We start from the raw sequence: 15,463 nt of genomic DNA, 5'->3' as shown, positions 1-15,463 counted from the left end.
AGTCCGCTCGATCCGCGTAGCCTCCTGGCGACAGAAGGGGGAGAAGAACGGATGCGCATGTGGGTGCTGGTTGCGACGATGCTGCTCGCCATGCCGGCAGCGGCGCAGCGTACGCTGGAGGTTCCGGCAACGGCATCCTGGAAGCATGCAGAGACCGGACTGGTGCTGCGCCCCGCCATCATCGGTCTTGCTCGCACCAAGATCTCCGATCTGACGACTGCCGAACTCGACATCGCCGCGCAATATGGCAGTGTCGAGGACGTGGCGGTCACGCTGTACCTGTTCCGGCCGGCACTGTTCAGCGTCCCGGTGTGGTTCGACCGCGCCGAAACCCAGATCCTGCAACGAGACATCTTCGGGAACGCCGCACCGCAAGGTGAACCCCGCGCCTTCGCCCCGCCCGGCGGCACCGTCGCAAGCGCCTTGCGCAGGGCGTACAAGCCCGACAAGCCGGCCTTCAAGAGCACCGCGTTGGCCGTCATCCCTGTTGGTGATTGGCTGATGGCGATCCGCATCAGTGCGCGCGATCTGGACCCGGCGACGCTGGATTCACGATTGTCGGCGGTGATCGAGGCGGTCGGCTGGCCCAAGGGGATCGCCGAAGGCCCGATCGCAACGCCGATTGCCGCCTGCACCAACACCCTTGCCTACGCACGCAAGGCCAAGCTCCTGCGGCCAGAGCTGCAAAGCAGCATTTTCGGCGCGCTCGTCGCCGGCGTGGGTGCGAACCGCCGCCGAGACACCGCACAGGCCATGTTTTGCCGCGACGGCAAGGGCAACCTGGAATATGGGGTGTATCGTCAGCCGGACAGCACGGACAGCTACATGCTGGCAATCCAGGATGCCGGGCGTGTCATCCGCGTCTATCCTGCCATTTCCTTGCAAAAGGCGAATGCAGGGTTCTCGCTGAGCTTCGACAATCTCGCCAAGACGATGATCTACCCCAACTTCAACAGGCTCCCTGCCCCCGAAGCCGCGTGGAAGGCAGTGCGTACCATGGCGCCGGTATCGAGCACCTCCCTTCAGGGCACAAACCAGACTATCGAGGTTTCCGCGCCAAAATAGCGCGAGTCGGTCTTTGCGGACCTGGGCGTAAACGCTTCGGTAACCCAGTTTCTTCAGACAGGAGCTCGAAAGGAGCTGGGCAATGGAGTCGCAGGGGGAGCCCCGACGCATGTCCGAGAACGGAGCCACCATGGCGTTCCAGCCGATCGCCGATACCGGCGCTGGCAGGGTCTATGCCTATGAAGCCATGTTGCGCGGTCCCGATGGCGCGAACCTGGCCGACGTCCGCAGCTCGATGGATGCCGAAGCACGCGTGAACTTCGATCGCCGCTGCGCGGTCGGTGCGATCAAATGGGCCATGTCCGCTGGACTGGGCACCAGCGGCGCGCGGCTGTGCATTCCCACTTATGCCGACGCAGTGACGACGCCTGCCGAGCATCTTGTCCCGGCGCTGCAAGCGGCACGTGCCTGTGGCCTGATTCCGGAACGGCTGATCTTCGCAATCCACGACTACCAGTCCGTCAGCGGACCCCATCTGGCCGAGATCGTCCATGTCTATGGCAAGCTCGGCTGCCTGACCGCGTTTGTCGGCCTGGGCGAAGGCCAGTCCGGGCTGGGTGTCTGCGGCCGCTACAAACCCGATCTCGTGATGCTCGAACCCAGCCTGGTGTGCGGCATCGCCTCCAGCTGGTCGCGCCGGATCATTCTGGAGGACCTGACTCCGCGGCTACGCAGCCTGGGGCTGAAGACGGTCGCAACCGGAGTCGATTGCGACACGGTGCTTCAGCGGCTGGGCGGCTTCGACCTGCATCTGGTAAAGGGCGATGCCATCGCGAAGCCCGAAACGGCCAGCCTGCCGGTCCCGCAGTTGCGGCGGGCGGCCGCCTGACGCTCAGGCTCCGCGCGTACGAAGGATTACGGCCCCGGCGCCCATCGCCTGGTCGACGATAGCCTCGGCCACCAGCCCGACTATTGCGCCCGCGGCGACATCGCTCGAGAAATGGGTTCCTTTCGGCAGCTGGACGACCCCTACCGCCGTCGCCAACGCGGCGGCCGCGCCGGAGGCACCCGGATATTCGCGGCTGAAGGCGCGACCGACGGCGACTGCGCCGGCGGTGTGACCCGACGGAAAGCTGTTCCACGGCCCTTCGTTCTTCTGCGCCTTGCTGTCCTTGTGAAGCTGGTATCTTCCATCCTCCAGCATCTTGTGCGGTCGGGTGCGGGCGACATAGCGCTTGATCACCGCCTTCATGCCGGTCGCCACCGCTTCGCTTGCCAGCATCCTAAATCCGACGCGGGCGACGCGAGGCCGGCGCAGCAGCAACCCCGCAGCGAGCGTGACCGATGATGCGACGAGCAGCGGCGGCTGGTCCGAAGCGTCGCTCAACAAGCCCACTGCCCTGACTGCGAGATTGTCGCGGTGCTTCACCGCGGCGGCGGCAATTGCCGCGTCGATGCGCTCCGCCTTGCTCGCGCGCTCCGCGGCTTTCGGCGCCTTAAGCTTCTTCCTGGATCCCATGCGGTCATAACCCACCGCGTCCATGAAGGTTCGGCATGGCGCTGTGACAAACCGTTTCCGGGCGAGCGGAGCCATCCGACAGGTGCGGTTGCCTCGGGAGAATCCCTATCGGGGCGAACCCAATGCGGCGACGCACGGAGTGTCCTGACGCTGCGTTAACCAATAGTTCAGGACTCGAAAGGGGAAGCTCCATGACCTCCCGCACGATCTCCGCCATCGATCCCAGTCTCGCCCTTCGCATCGCCTTCCAGCCGATGCACGCCGCCGGGATCGCCCAGCCCTTTGCCTATGTCGCGCGCGCGACGCCGCAGGACGGGTGCAGCTTCAGTGCCGTTCGCGCCGCGCTTCCGCTCGAAAAGCGCTCCGCGCTGGAAGCCAGCCGCATCGCCCTTGCCCTGGCGGCGGCGGTTTCAACTGGGCTTCGCGACTCCGGCGCGCTGCTCGCGATACCCGTGGAGGCCACGGCGGGAATGGCCGAGCCGCTTCTTTCCCACCTGTTCCGCACCGCGCTTGCCTATCGCTTTCCGATCGATCGCATCGTGGTGGAGATCAGCGCAGACGAGGGTAGCAACTTGCCGTCCGCCGCCGCAATGGCACGGGCCTGCACCGGGCGCGGCCTGGCCATCGCTTTCGACAGCTTCGCCGCCGGGCCCGTCGCGCTCAAGCTGCTCGGCAGCTTCACGCCGCGCTACGTCAAGCTCGACCCGGCGCTGGTCCGCAACATCGACTCAAGCCCATCACGCCGGCTGGTCGCCGAGGGTGTCATGCGCCTGGCCCGCAGCATGGGAGTGACGGTGGTCGCACGCGGCGCGGACAGCGAAGCTGCGTGCGCGGTGCTCGCCGCGATCGGTGTTCGCCACGTTCAGGCTGAACGGCCGCTGCCGCTGCCCGCGCGAGACCTGCCGCGCCGCGAGGCCCGCACCGTCCAGCCGGCGCATCGCCGGCTTGCCCACCATCAGCGCGCCGCGATTTCGCCGCGCACGATCCCGCCGGTCATGGCGATGGCCATCTAGCTTGCACCTGCCGGCTGGGGCGCTAACAGGCGCTGCGTGTCCGATCCCGTTTCAATCCGTCGCCTGTATGGCCGTCGCCAGGGCCATAAGCTGCGCGCCGGCCAGTCCGCACTTGTCGAGGACTTGCTGCCTCAGGTCAGCGTGCCCGATAGCGGCCCGCTGACCGCCGAAGCGCTGTTCGGCGACGATCGTCCGCTCGAGTTCGAGATCGGTTTCGGTGGGGGCGAGCACCTCGCCGGACAGGCGGCAATGCGCCCCGGCCATGGCTTTATCGGCTGCGAGCCGTTCCTCAACGGCGTGGTGGGTGCGCTCAACCATATCCGCGACGAGAGGCTGGACAATGTCCGCCTGCATATGGGCGACGCCCTGGAAGTGATGGAGCGCCTGCCCGACGCCAGCCTGAGCCGCGTCTACCTGTTGCACCCCGATCCGTGGCGCAAGGCACGCCATGCCAAGCGCCGGATGGTGAACCACGGCCCGCTCGACCTGATTGCCGCCAAGCTCAAGCCGGGAGCGGAGTTCCGCCTGGGCACCGACGATCCGACCTATTGCCGCTGGTCGATGATGGTGATGAACGACCGCAGGGACTTTGCGTGGCAGGCCAAGACCGCGCAGGATTTCCTCAATCGGCCCGAGGATTGGCCCGAGACGCGCTACGAGCGCAAGGCGCGCCGCCAGGGGCATGAAGTCTGGTATTTTCGCTACATCCGCGTCTGATTTGCGCCGCCGGCGTGCGGACCTCTAGCTAGGATAGCTCCACCCAGACCGGGGCATGGTCGCTGGTCTTTTCCCAGCTGCGAACCGTCCGGTCGACCTCGGCCGCCTTGAGCCGCTTGGCCGCCGGGGCGTTGAGCAGCAGATGGTCGATGCGCAGGCCCGCATCGCGGCTCCAGGCGTTCCGGAAATAGTCCCAGAAGGTATAGATGCGTTCGCCGGGGTGAAGGGTGCGGAGCGCGTCGCTCCAGCCCTGGCCGAGCAGACGGGCATAGGCGTCGCGCGCTTCGGGGGCGAACAGCGCGTCGTCCAGCCAGCGCTCGGGCTTGTACACGTCGAGATCGGTGGGCATCACGTTGTAGTCGCCCGCCAGCACTACCGGTGCGTCCATGCCGACCAAAGTCGCGGCATGGTCGATCAGCCGCTCCATCCAGCGCAGCTTGTAGTCGAACTTGGGCCCGGGCTTGGGGTTGCCATTGGGCAAGTACAGGCCGCCGACCAGCACGCCGCCGACCGCAGCCTCGATATAGCGGCTGTGGGTATCTTCGGGCTCGCCGGGCAGGCCGCGGCGGGTCTCCACCGGATCGCAGCCCTTGGCGAGGATCGCGACGCCGTTCCAGCTCTTCTGCCCCTGCCAGATCGCGCCGTAGCCCGCGTCGCGGATCGCGGCTTCGGGAAACTTCTCGTCGGGCGCCTTCAGTTCCTGAAGGCACACCACGTCGGGCTGGCTCTCCTCCAGCCACCGCAGCAGGACAGGCAGGCGTCCATTGACGCCGTTGACGTTGTAAGTCGCGATCCGCACACAGGCTCATGCCCTGGCGAGGCGATCGGTTCCGCGTCGGCTGGGTTATCGCGTCAGCGGGCTTCCGGCCGGCCGCTGCGCCGCCATAGGCCCTTCAACAGAGTCGCGGCAGCGGCGGGCAGGCCCGGGCGCACGAACAGCCAGTCGCGGATGGCGGGGCCACGCTCGGCGCCGATCACTTGCTTGTAGCCGCTGTCGCCGGCACCCCAGTCGACCGCGGTGACGCCCTCTTCGATCGCCTGCACCAGATTGCGGTAATAAAGCAGCTTGCCCGGGGAATGCTTGGCAAAGGCCGGGTCGTAGCTGTTGGCAATCGCGTATTTGAGCGTGCCGGCGTTCAAGTCGAACGAGAAGGCCGCAGGCGCGCCGTCGACCTGGAGAGTGGCGGCCCACATCATCTTTGCGAGCACCGGGTCCTGCGCCGCCGCGCGCCAGAAGACGCCATGCCCCTCGCGCGTGAACTTGGCGTCCGAACCGTCGGTGCGCGCGGCGATCCAGCTTTTCTGCTCGACGGCGGCGAGGCTGTCGAACGCAGCCTCGTTCCAGTCTTCGCCGGACACGAAGCGCCAGGCGAGATCGCCGTGGCTGCCGAGGTGCTTCTCGTGAAAGCGGTTCTTGCGCAGCGTCGAATTGCGCGGCCAGGAGCCCTCTGCGCGCAACGCGGCAATATCGAGCAGGAAGCTGTCGGCGACGAACCGGTCGAGCACCGCCCATCCCGCTGCCTGCGCCGCTTCCTTGAGCAGCTCCAAGGCAGGATCGCCGTCATAGACCGGGCCCAGCCGCAATGCCCTGGCCTGGCTGGCGAGGCCGCTCAGCAGCGCCCCGGCCTCGGCCACCGCGGCATCGGCGCGCACCGGGAAACTGCGGAACGGCCAATAGCATCCGGGCACCGACACCAGGCCGAGCCGATGCGGACCCACAGGCACCACCGGCAGCGTCGCCATCTTTTCCCCCTCGCGCGTCACGATCAGGGTCCGGGCGGCTCCACCATAGGCCTTGAGCGCGGCGGCGAACCATCCGTAGCGCAGGAAGCGATGAGTCGGCGGCGCGGAAGCCGCGACCTGATCGATCGCAGCCGAAAGCCCGTCGACACTCTCGACCCCGAGCACGGGCGACAGGCGCGTGAAGCTGGCGAGCGGCATCGGCTTGGTCATGGGCCCGGTTGTAACCCCAGCGGGTTACCAACAGGTTTGACGCGGAGCGTTTGCCGCCGTCATAAGCAGATCACATGGAAAGCCCCTATCTCTCGACGGTCGCTGCGACGATCCAGACCGCCATCGCCCCGGTCTTCCTGCTGGCGGGACTAGGTGCCATCCTCAACGTCATGGTCGGCCGGCTCGCCCGCATCGTCGACCGGGCGCGCAAGCTCGAGCAGCTTCACCCCAGCTCGACCGGGCCCGAACATGACCGTCATGTCTGGGAATTGCGGCTGATCGACCGGCGCATCTCGGTGATCAACACCGCGATCTTCCTGTGCGTGTCGAGCGCGCTGGCGACCTGCTTCGTGGTGGCGCTGATGTTCGTGTCGCGGCTGTTCTCGCTCCATGTCGGCGCGATCATCGCGGCTGCATTCGTGGTGTCGATGGTGCTGCTGATGGCCTGCCTGATCTACTTCCTGTTCGAGGTACGCATGTCGCTGGGGGCGATCCACGTCCGCGAGGAACTGCTGGAGATGGAAAAGAAGTGAGCGCACGCGCCGAGAAGCGCCTGTTGCAGGCGGTGATGGCGATCACGCTCCTGTTGCCGCTAAGCGCCGCGCTGGCAGGGGTTGCCGGCGGCCCGCGGTTCCTCGGGCATCCACCCGTCATCCCTACCGATCTCGACAGCCATTTCCGCTATGTCTCGGGCTTGTTCCTGGGCATGCTGCTGCTGTTCGCGAGTTGCATCCCGCATGTGGAGCGCAAGGGACCGCGGCTGCGGCTGCTCGGCGCAATGGTTATGCTGGGCGGCGCCGCGCGGTTGTTGTCGCTGGTGGTTGTAGGCGTGCCGTCGGTGGGGCACCGGATCGGGCTGGGCATCGAGCTGATCGAAGTGCCGCTGCTCCTCCTGTGGCAGGCGCGTATCGCCAGGCGATCTCGCGCCTGACCGCTCCTAGCGGCCTCGCGGACCCAGATCCGCCGGCAAGCTCGCCCGGAACTGCGGCACGACCCGGGCATGGCTTGCCTGCTCATAGGCGTATCCGGCGTTCAGCAGCAGCGGTTCGGAATAGGCGGTGCCGATGAACGACAGGCCGGCCGGTAGCCCGTCGACCAGGCCCATCGGCACGGTCAGATGCGGGTAGCCCGAGACTGCAGGGAGTTCGCTCGCCGAAGGGCCGGTGAACTGGTCGCCATGGGCGGGGTCGCTTAGCCACGGCGTGCCGTAGGTGGGGGTCACCAGCAGCTGAACGTTCCCGGCCTTCAGCATCGCGTGGATGCCCTCTGCCCCCGCCTGACGTTGCGAGCTGGTGCGGGCGGCCAAGTATTCGGGATCGGCGAGCCCCTTGGTCTTCTCGGCGCGCAGGAAGCTTTCCTGGCCGAAGAAGGGCATCTCCTCGGCCCTGTGAGCCTCGTTGAAGGCGATCACGTCCGCAAGGGTGCGCGTCTTCACCGTTCCGGGGGTGGTGGCGAGATAGGCGGCCAGATCGGCCTTGAGCTCGGTGTAAAGGACCAGTGACTCGGCGTCGCCCAGCCCCTTGAGCTCGGGCATCTTCACTTCGACCAGGATCGCGCCGGCGAGGCGGAGCTGATCGAGAGCGGCGTCGAAGCTGGCACCCAGGCCTGCGTCCATCTGCGGACGCCAATAGCCGATCCGCATGCCGCGGAGCGCCGTATCCGAAAGGCTGGCGGCATAGTCCCTGCGAAAGCGCGCCGCATCCTTGGTCGCCGCGTCTTCGGGATCGGTGCCGACCATGGCCGAGAACAGGATCGCCGCGTCCTTGACAGTGCGGGCCATCGGACCCGGCGTATCCTGGCTGTGACTGATCGGAACGATCCGGGTGCGGCTGACAAGACCAAGCGTCGGCTTGAGGCCGACCAAGCCATTCATCGCGGAGGGGCAAACCACCGAACCATCGGTTTCGGTACCGATCGCCACTGGCGCGAGGCTGGCGGCCACTGCGGCGCCGGAGCCACTGGAAGAGCCGCAGGCGGTGCGGTCGAGGGCGTAGGGGTTCCTGACGAGACCCCCAACCGCGCTCCAGCCGCTCATCGAACTGGTGGAGCGGATGTTGGCCCATTCGCTGAGGTTGGTCTTACCGAGGATCACCGCACCCTGGGCGCGGAGTTGGGCAACGACCGGGGCGTCGTGGCGCGTCCAATTGTCCTTGAGCGCCAGGCTACCGGCGGTGGTGGGCAGTTCGCGGGTTTCGATATTGTCCTTGATGAGCACCGGGATGCCGTCGAGCGGCCCCTTGAGCTTTCCGGCCTTGCGCCGCGCGTCGCTGGCGCGGGCTTGCTCCAGCGCGTTGGGGCTGATCGCGATGACCGAACGGAGGGTGGGCCCGCGCTGATCGAGCAGCTTGATGCGTTGAAGGTAGAGCTCGGCAATCTCTGCGCTGGAGCGCTGTCCCGAAGCCATCATGCCACGCAATTCGTCGATCGAATTTTCTTCGAACGTGGCGGGCAGATCCTGCGCGGCGGCAGGGGCGGCGAGCGTCAGGGCCGTGGCCAGTGCCAAACAAGTCGTGCGCCGCATGCTTCCCCCAAAGCCTTCAGACTATAGGGACAATCCGGTTTGGCAACGATCTTGTCGGTGCGGATCCCGATGCTGGGAGCGGCGATGACCAGGCCATTACAAGGACTCAGCCGGCCCAGCCGCCGCCAAAGGCCCGGTAGAGATCCACGAGGGCGGTAAGGCGGTCCAGGCGTGCCTGGATCAACGTCAGATCCGCCGCCAACAGCCCGCGTTGCGCGTCCAACTGCTCGATATAGGACGCATAACCGGCCCGGTAGCGGCTGCTGGCATGGACCAGCGCCTCCGCCAGCGCGGCACGTTGGGCGCGCACTTCGGCCTCGACGCGCGCCTGGCGGTCGACGGCGGCGACACCGTCCTCCACCTCGCGGAACGCGGTGAGGACGTTGGTGCGATACTGAAGCACGGCCTGGTCACGCTGCGACGCGGCTGTTTCCACGCCGGCGCGCAGACGGCCGCTGTCGAAGATCGGCGCGAGGATGCTGCCGCCCAGCGAGAACAGCGTGATCGGATCAGCGAGTACCGAAGACAATGCCAGACCGGCAGTGCCGGTGAGGCTGATGCGCGGCAGAAACTGCGCGCGCGCCGATTCGAGGCGAGCGTCGCTGGCGGCGATGCGGGCTTCCGCGGCGAAGATGTCGGGCCGGCGGCGGAGCAGATCGGAGGGCAAGCCGCCGGGAACCGAGGGCAGGACGAAATCGGAAAAGGCGCGGCCGCGCGGGATGGAAGTGGGAGCGATGCCGAGCAGGACGCTGAGCGCGTTTTCGGAGCGGCGAATGGCCAATTCGGTCTGTGGCACGACCAGTGCGGTTGCCCGGTACTCGGCCTCGGCCTGATTGAGTTCGAGCCGCGAGGTATAGCCGGTTTCGGCGCGGCGGCGGGCGACGCGAAGCGCTTCGCCGCGCGCCGCAAGGGTGTCGCGGGCAACCTGAAGCCGCGCGTCGAGCGCACGCAGGGTGAGGTAGTTCGACGCGGTAGCCGACGCGATGGTCAGCGCAGCCGCGTCGCGGGCGGCTTGGGCGGCGACGGTGCCGAGCCGCGCAGCCTCCCGCGCAGGTCGGTTGCGGCCGAACAAGTCGAGTTCATAAGCCACGCTGAGCGACGGCGAGGCTTGAGTCTGTTCGATCGGCGTACCAAGTGCGCCCACCGAGCGCGCGCGTGCCGCGGAGGCCCCGGCGCCGATGTCGGGCGAAAGCGCCGCGCGGGCGAGCCGTTCCTGCGCCCTCGCTTCCTCGATCCGGACAGCGGCAAGTGCGATATCGGGATTGTTGGCGAGAGCCTGACGGACGAGATCGCCCAGCACCGGATCGCCGAACGCGTTCCACCATTCGGGCCGGACTGTGACACCGGCAGCCGACGCCGCATCGCGCCAGGTTGGCGGCACCTGCGGACCGGCCGGCGGCGGCGTGCGCGGGCCCGGACCGGCGCAGCTCGCCAGCAGCAGCGCCAGCGTCAGCGCGCGCTTCAACGCAGCCCCTCCACGCGGGCGCGCACCGACATGCCCGGGCGCAGCCGCTGCGCGAGCGGCTGGTTGGGATCGATGCGGATACGCAGCGCGATGCGCTGCGGGATCTTGACGAAGTTGCCGGTGGCGTTGTCCGGGCGGATGACAGCGAACTCCGAGCCGGCAGCAGGCGCGAGCTGTTCGACCCGGCCGGTCAGGCGGGCGCCGTCCAACGCATCGACCGTGAAGCTGGCGCGCTGACCAGGGCGCATCTTGCCGGTCTGGCCTTCCTTGAAGTTCGCGGTGACCCAGAGCATCCGCGGGACCACCGCCATCAGCTGGGTGCCGGCAGTGACATATTGGCCCTGGCGCACGCCGATCTCGCCGAGCTGGCCGTCGACGGGCGCGCGGATCACGGTGTTGGCGAGATCGATCTGCGCCAGGCGCAGCGCGGCCTGGGCGCCCTGCACCCCCGCCTCCAGCCCGCCGCGGCCGACCTGAACGGTGCGCACTTCCTGCTGGGCGATGGTGCGGGCGGCATTCGCCTGATTGACCGCGGCCTGCGCCTGGCGCAGCGAGGCCAGCGTCTGATCGCGCTCGCGCAGCGATACCGAGCCGTCCCGCACGAGATCGTTGACGCGCGCCATGTCGGCCTGCGCGCGCATCAGCTGGGCGCGGGCATTCTCCACCGCCGCCTGCTGCGAGCCGACGCTGGCCGCACGCGAGGCCGCGGCTTGAGTCGAGTTGGCGAGCTGTGCACGCTGGTTGGCGAGCGTGGCGAGCGCCTGATCGACGCGCTGGCGGTAGATGCGGTCGTCGATCCGGGCGAGCACGGCCCCTGCTCGCACGCTCGCGAAATCCTGAACCGGCACTTGCGTGACATAGCCGCTGACCTGAGGACTGATGATCGTCACTTGGCCGCGGACATAGGCGTTCTCGGTGGATTGCTCGTCGGTGGTGAAGGGCCCCACCCGCCACGCCATGAGGATTGCGATCAATGCCGCGACCAGGATCACCCCGGCGATGATCAGCGAACCGACAGTCGGACGGGGCGGGTTCCAGCGGCGCGCCGCGGGTGCCGGGGGCGGATCCCCGCCTTCGGTCGCGGCGGCGGTCGCCTGATCGGTTTCCGCCTGGGTGGACGGAGACGCCCGGTCAGCCATTCACTTCGCTCCTGCCTGTGCCGCGGCCCGAGCGAGATTCTCTCGCCGGATACGCATGATAGGGACCGAGGCCCAGATAAGGGTTCCCGCCGCGATCACCGCGATCAACAGAAAAACATCGTTATAAGCCAGAATGTTCGCTTCACGACTTGCTTGTTGCGCCAATATTGCCGCGCCCTCCGCCTGGCGCAGCGCGGGATCGACGAGGATGCGCGCATAGGCGGCGGCATTCTGCTGCACCCGCTGGGCGATCTGGGGGTCGGCGGCGATCAGGTTGGCGGCAATATCGGCGCTGTGGACGCGCTCGCGCAGCACCTGGAAGGTCCCGAGCATCGCCGAGCCGAACAGGCTGCCGACGCTCTGGGTGATGCTGAACAGCGCGAAGAAGCTGACGAAGTGCGTGGGGCCCCGCGCCAGTGCGCGGGTAAGGCCGATCATCATCGCCGGGCCGATGAAGATCGCGGTGGCGAAGCCAAGCAGCGCCTGGCTGAGGTACATGTCGTGCGGGCGCGTCAAATTGGTGGAATGCGAGTCGAGCAGCGCGCCGATGCAGATCAGTGCCAGCGCAACCATGATCGGCCGGCCGAGGAACAGCGGGTCCATGAGAAGCGCACTGACGATCGCGCCGGCCAACGTGGCGAGCAGCACGACCAGATAAAGAGTGCGGATCTGGTCGGCGCCCATCCCGACCACCGCAAGCAGCCCCGAGGCGCCGATGCTCTGTTCGGACAGCACCACGCGCACCAGCACCGAGACCAGCGCGAAGCGGAGGATGTCGCGGCTCGCCAGCCAGCGGGTGTTGAGCAGCGGATTGCGGCGGTTATGCTCGATGAAGAAGGCGATCGGCAGCAGGATGCCCGCGCCGATCAACGCCGGCGCTATCCACGGCGCCTCGAACCACCAGAGCGTGCGCCCCATGCCCAGCACCGCGACCAGCAGCGCCATGCCGCCGGCGAAAAAGGGAAAGGTGACGAAGTCCATCTTTTCGAAGGCCTTGATCCGCTGCACCGGCGGCAGCGCCAGCAGGCGCACTGCGGCAAGGCAGGCAAGCGCCAGGCCGAGTTCGAACAGGTACATGGTCTGCCAGCGATCGGGCTCGAACGCTTCGCTGGGGAACAGCCGCGCGAGCGGAATCGCGGTCTGCGGCAGCGCGATCGCGGCGACGATGCCCTTGAGCCGGTGGGCCGGGGTCGGGACCTGGACCATGTAGAGGAAGCCGACGGTGCTGCACGCGGCGGCCGCGACGCCGCTGATCGCGCGCACGGCGATGGCGGTGGCAAAATTATGAGTGACGAGGTGCGCCGCGGTGGTGAGCACGAACAGGATCAGAAATATTTGCGTGAACAGGCGGATGCCGAACTGCTGGCGGAACTTTATCAGCACCAGGTTCGCCGAGACATTGGTCATCACATAGACGGTCGGCAGCCACTGGATTTCGGCCTGGTATAGGCCGAGCGAGCCCTGGAGCGTGGTGAGATTGGCCGCGACGATCGCGTTGCCGAGCGAGCCTGCCATCAGCACCAGCGTGGCGACCGCGGCATAAGCGATGCGCCGCGCGGGAGGATGCCACGGCGTTGGGGGCGAGCCCGGGATCGGCGAGCGTTCGTGCGGGGCGGGCTGCCATTCCTGCTGGTCGCCTGCCGATGCCGCATGTGTCGCCATGAGCGCATAAAGCGGCAAGCGGACGTTCGATCCAGTGCCCGATGCAGGTTAGTGGTTGCAGGGCGCATAATTGCGGGGGTGGGCAGCTTTTGGGCTCGAGGGGCGTCCGGTGCGAGGCGAGCGGCGGCACTTCGCCGGGCACGTGATCGACCTGACCCACAAGAACCGGTGGCGGGCTCCGGGCCTTTAATTTTTTTTCGGTTCCGCGTCCGTTCTCTTGCCTTTCGCGGAGGCGAGGGTTGACCATGCGTCGCGCGGGTCTGACCGCTGTTCCGGCGGCGAACCGTTGGTCGCATGCTCCGATTGGGCCTTGTGCCCGGACGGACTTTGGCACAATTTGTAGTGGCTGCATCAGGGGGCAGCCTCAAGGAGTGGTAGAAGCCCGCGCGCATGCTTATATGTGGAAGCGGCTTCGAACACACCGAGCGCCAGGACGATGGACTTGTTTTGTTCTCAGGCCTAGGCTGCGGAGGCACCTGCTGATTCGCACCACGTCCTGCCCGACCGGGCCGGGCCGGTAGAGCGGGATCGAGGGGCTAAGTCATGGAATTCAGGGACACGGAAACCAGCGTGAACGATAGCGTCGCCGAAGCCACCGCCGCCCCCAGGGCGGCCCCCAAGGAGCGGGACAGCCGCGCCATCAATCCGCACCTATATGCCGTCGAGGTCGACCATAGCCGCGACGCGCTGCTCACCGAATTCGGCAAGGAGACGCTCAAGGATCGCTATCTGCTGCCGGGCGAGAATTTCCAGGACCTGTTCGTGCGCGTCGCCTCGGCCTATGCCGACGATGCCGGCCATGCGCAGCGGCTTTACGACTATATCTCGAAGCTGTGGTTCATGCCCGCCACCCCGGTGCTGTCGAACGGTGGCACCGGCCGCGGCCTGCCGATCTCATGCTTCCTCAATTCGGTGCCCGACAGCCTGAACGGCATCGTTGACACCTGGAACGAGAATGTCTGGCTCGCCTCGCGCGGCGGCGGCATCGGCACCTATTGGGGCAATGTCCGCGGCATCGGCGAGCCGGTGGGCCTGAACGGCAAGACTAGCGGGATCATCCCGTTCGTCCGGGTGATGGACTCGCTGACGCTGGCGATCTCGCAGGGCTCGCTGCGGCGCGGGTCGGCGGCATGCTATCTCGACGTCTCGCACCCCGAAATCGAGGAGTTCCTCGAGATCCGCAAGCCGTCGGGCGACTTCAACCGCAAGGCGCTGAACCTGCACCACGGCGTGCTGATCCCCGACGCCTTCATGGAAGCGGTGCGCGACGGCGCCGAATGGGAGCTCAAGAGCCCCAAGGACGGTTCGGTCCGCAGCAAGGTGGACGCGCGCGCGCTGTTCCAGAAGCTGGTCGAGACCCGGCTGGCGACCGGCGAGCCGTACATCGTCTTTGCCGATCATGTGAACTCGACGATGCCCAAGCATCACCGCGACCTGGGGCTCAAGGTCTCCACGTCGAACCTGTGCTCCGAAATCACGCTGCCGACCGGCAAGGATCATTTGGGCAATGAGCGCACTGCAGTGTGCTGCCTGTCGTCGATGAACCTCGAGACCTGGGACGAGTGGAAGGACGAGAAGGGCTTCGTCGAGGACGTGATGCGCTTCCTCGACAACGTCCTCCAGGACTTCATCGATCGCGCCGAACCGGGGATGGAAAAGGCGGCATATAGCGCCGCACGCGAGCGTTCGGTCGGGCTGGGCGTGATGGGCTTCCACTCGTTCCTGCAGGCGCGCGGGATCGCGTTCGAGGGCGCGATGGCGAAATCTTGGAACCTGCGCATGTTCAAGCAGATCAAGGGTCAGGTCGACGAGGCGTCGATGCAGCTCGCGGTCGAGCGCGGCCCTTGCCCCGACGCTGCCGACATGGGCGTGATGGAGCGCTTCAGCTGCAAGATGGCGATCGCGCCGACCGCGTCGATCTCGATCATCTGCGGCGGCACCAGTGCGTGCATCGAGCCGATCCCGGCGAACATCTATACCCACAAGACGCTCAGCGGCTCGTTCGTGGTGCGCAATCCGTATCTGGAGAAGCTGCTCATCGAGAAGAGCAAGAATTCCGAAGCCGTGTGGAATTCGATCCTGGAGATGGGCGGATCGGTGCAGCATCTCGACTTCCTGAGCGTGGAAGAGAAAGACTGCTACAAGACCAGCTTCGAGATCGACCAGCGCTGGATCCTCGAGCTCGCAGGCGACCGCGCGCCCTATATCGATCAGGCGCAGTCGCTGAACCTGTTCATTCCTGCCGATGTCGAAAAGTGGGACTTGCTGATGCTCCACTTCCGCGCCTGGGAGCTGGGCATCAAGTCGCTATATTATCTGCGCTCGAAATCGGTGCAGCGCGCGGGCTTTGCCGGCGGCGTGGAAGCGGACAATACGATCGAGAAGCCGCAGTTCAACCTGGGCGAGAGCACGGATTATGACGAATGCCTGGCGTGCCAGTGAGGTGGCCGGGCTAGGTCACCAGGGTAT

14 protein-coding genes are annotated in these 15,463 nt (G+C 66.8%); 7 read left to right on the top strand and 7 right to left on the bottom strand.

Annotated elements, in window-relative coordinates; genetic code table 11:
• Positions 1-51 precede the first annotated feature (51 nt).
• The gene (locus tag LZ586_RS14920; protein ID WP_235077066.1) at positions 52-1,065 is read left to right on the top strand and encodes a hypothetical protein; all 1,014 of its coding nucleotides are present in this window, start codon (positions 52-54) and stop codon (positions 1,063-1,065) included.
• A 109-nt stretch (positions 1,066-1,174) separates the two neighbouring features.
• On the top strand, positions 1,175-1,894 hold the full coding sequence (locus LZ586_RS14915) for an EAL domain-containing protein (protein ID WP_235077065.1): 720 nt from the start codon (positions 1,175-1,177) through the stop codon (positions 1,892-1,894).
• Positions 1,895-1,897: 3 nt separating this feature from the next.
• Here LZ586_RS14915 and LZ586_RS14910 read toward each other — a convergent pair whose 3' ends face one another.
• Entirely contained in the window at positions 1,898-2,548 is a 651-nt protein-coding gene (locus tag LZ586_RS14910; protein WP_235077064.1) for a phosphatase PAP2 family protein, read from the bottom strand.
• Positions 2,549-2,715: 167 nt separating this feature from the next.
• Between LZ586_RS14910 and LZ586_RS14905 the strand changes: the two genes are divergently transcribed.
• Together LZ586_RS14905 and trmB are read left to right on the top strand one after the other, a co-directional pair.
• A complete protein-coding gene (locus LZ586_RS14905; protein WP_235077063.1) occupies positions 2,716-3,537 on the top strand; it encodes an EAL domain-containing protein in 822 nt (273 codons plus the stop codon).
• Positions 3,538-3,573: 36 nt separating this feature from the next.
• Positions 3,574-4,254 (top strand): tRNA (guanine(46)-N(7))-methyltransferase TrmB, encoded by a 681-nt coding sequence (gene trmB, locus LZ586_RS14900; protein ID WP_235077062.1) that lies wholly within the window; start codon positions 3,574-3,576, stop codon positions 4,252-4,254.
• Between the two features lie 28 nt (positions 4,255-4,282).
• On the opposite strand, the gene xth is transcribed toward trmB, so the two are convergent.
• Together xth and LZ586_RS14890 are read right to left on the bottom strand one after the other, a co-directional pair.
• Positions 4,283-5,053: an exodeoxyribonuclease III gene (gene xth / locus LZ586_RS14895; RefSeq protein WP_235077061.1), complete on the bottom strand. Its 771-nt coding sequence runs from the start codon at positions 5,051-5,053 to the stop codon at positions 4,283-4,285.
• A 53-nt stretch (positions 5,054-5,106) separates the two neighbouring features.
• The gene (locus LZ586_RS14890; protein ID WP_235077060.1) at positions 5,107-6,207 is read right to left on the bottom strand and encodes a GNAT family N-acetyltransferase; all 1,101 of its coding nucleotides are present in this window, start codon (positions 6,205-6,207) and stop codon (positions 5,107-5,109) included.
• Between the two features lie 74 nt (positions 6,208-6,281).
• On the opposite strand from LZ586_RS14890, the gene LZ586_RS14885 reads away from it, so the two are divergent.
• Positions 6,282-6,740, top strand: a complete 459-nt coding sequence (locus LZ586_RS14885) for a DUF2721 domain-containing protein (RefSeq protein WP_235077059.1) — start codon at positions 6,282-6,284, stop codon at positions 6,738-6,740.
• Positions 6,737-7,138: a DUF4345 domain-containing protein gene (locus tag LZ586_RS14880; RefSeq protein WP_235077058.1), complete on the top strand. Its 402-nt coding sequence runs from the start codon at positions 6,737-6,739 to the stop codon at positions 7,136-7,138. The genes LZ586_RS14885 and LZ586_RS14880 overlap by 4 nt, the downstream gene beginning before the upstream one ends.
• Before the next feature lie 6 nt (positions 7,139-7,144).
• On the opposite strand, the gene LZ586_RS14875 is transcribed toward LZ586_RS14880, so the two are convergent.
• The 4 genes from LZ586_RS14875 to LZ586_RS14860 all read right to left on the bottom strand — a co-directional run bounded on the left by LZ586_RS14875 (position 7,145) and on the right by LZ586_RS14860 (position 12,994).
• Positions 7,145-8,728, bottom strand: a complete 1,584-nt coding sequence (locus LZ586_RS14875; RefSeq protein WP_235077057.1) for an amidase — start codon at positions 8,726-8,728, stop codon at positions 7,145-7,147.
• A 106-nt stretch (positions 8,729-8,834) separates the two neighbouring features.
• The gene (locus tag LZ586_RS14870; protein WP_235077056.1) at positions 8,835-10,193 is read right to left on the bottom strand and encodes an efflux transporter outer membrane subunit; all 1,359 of its coding nucleotides are present in this window, start codon (positions 10,191-10,193) and stop codon (positions 8,835-8,837) included.
• Positions 10,190-11,332 (bottom strand): HlyD family secretion protein, encoded by a 1,143-nt coding sequence (locus LZ586_RS14865; RefSeq protein WP_235077055.1) that lies wholly within the window; start codon positions 11,330-11,332, stop codon positions 10,190-10,192. Before LZ586_RS14865 ends, LZ586_RS14870 begins: the two co-directional genes overlap by 4 nt.
• The gene (locus LZ586_RS14860) at positions 11,333-12,994 is read right to left on the bottom strand and encodes an MFS transporter (protein ID WP_235077054.1); all 1,662 of its coding nucleotides are present in this window, start codon (positions 12,992-12,994) and stop codon (positions 11,333-11,335) included. It abuts the gene before it with no gap.
• Between the two features lie 543 nt (positions 12,995-13,537).
• Between LZ586_RS14860 and LZ586_RS14855 the strand changes: the two genes are divergently transcribed.
• On the top strand, positions 13,538-15,436 hold the full coding sequence (locus LZ586_RS14855; protein ID WP_235077053.1) for a ribonucleoside-diphosphate reductase subunit alpha: 1,899 nt from the start codon (positions 13,538-13,540) through the stop codon (positions 15,434-15,436).
• Positions 15,437-15,463 lie beyond the last annotated feature (27 nt).

The sequence above is a fragment of the Sphingomonas sp. S2-65 genome (assembly GCF_021513175.1).
Lineage (GTDB): Bacteria > Pseudomonadota > Alphaproteobacteria > Sphingomonadales > Sphingomonadaceae > Sphingomonas.
Note: the sequence above shows the minus strand (reverse complement) of the source record. Positions and strands in the feature narration are given on the sequence as shown.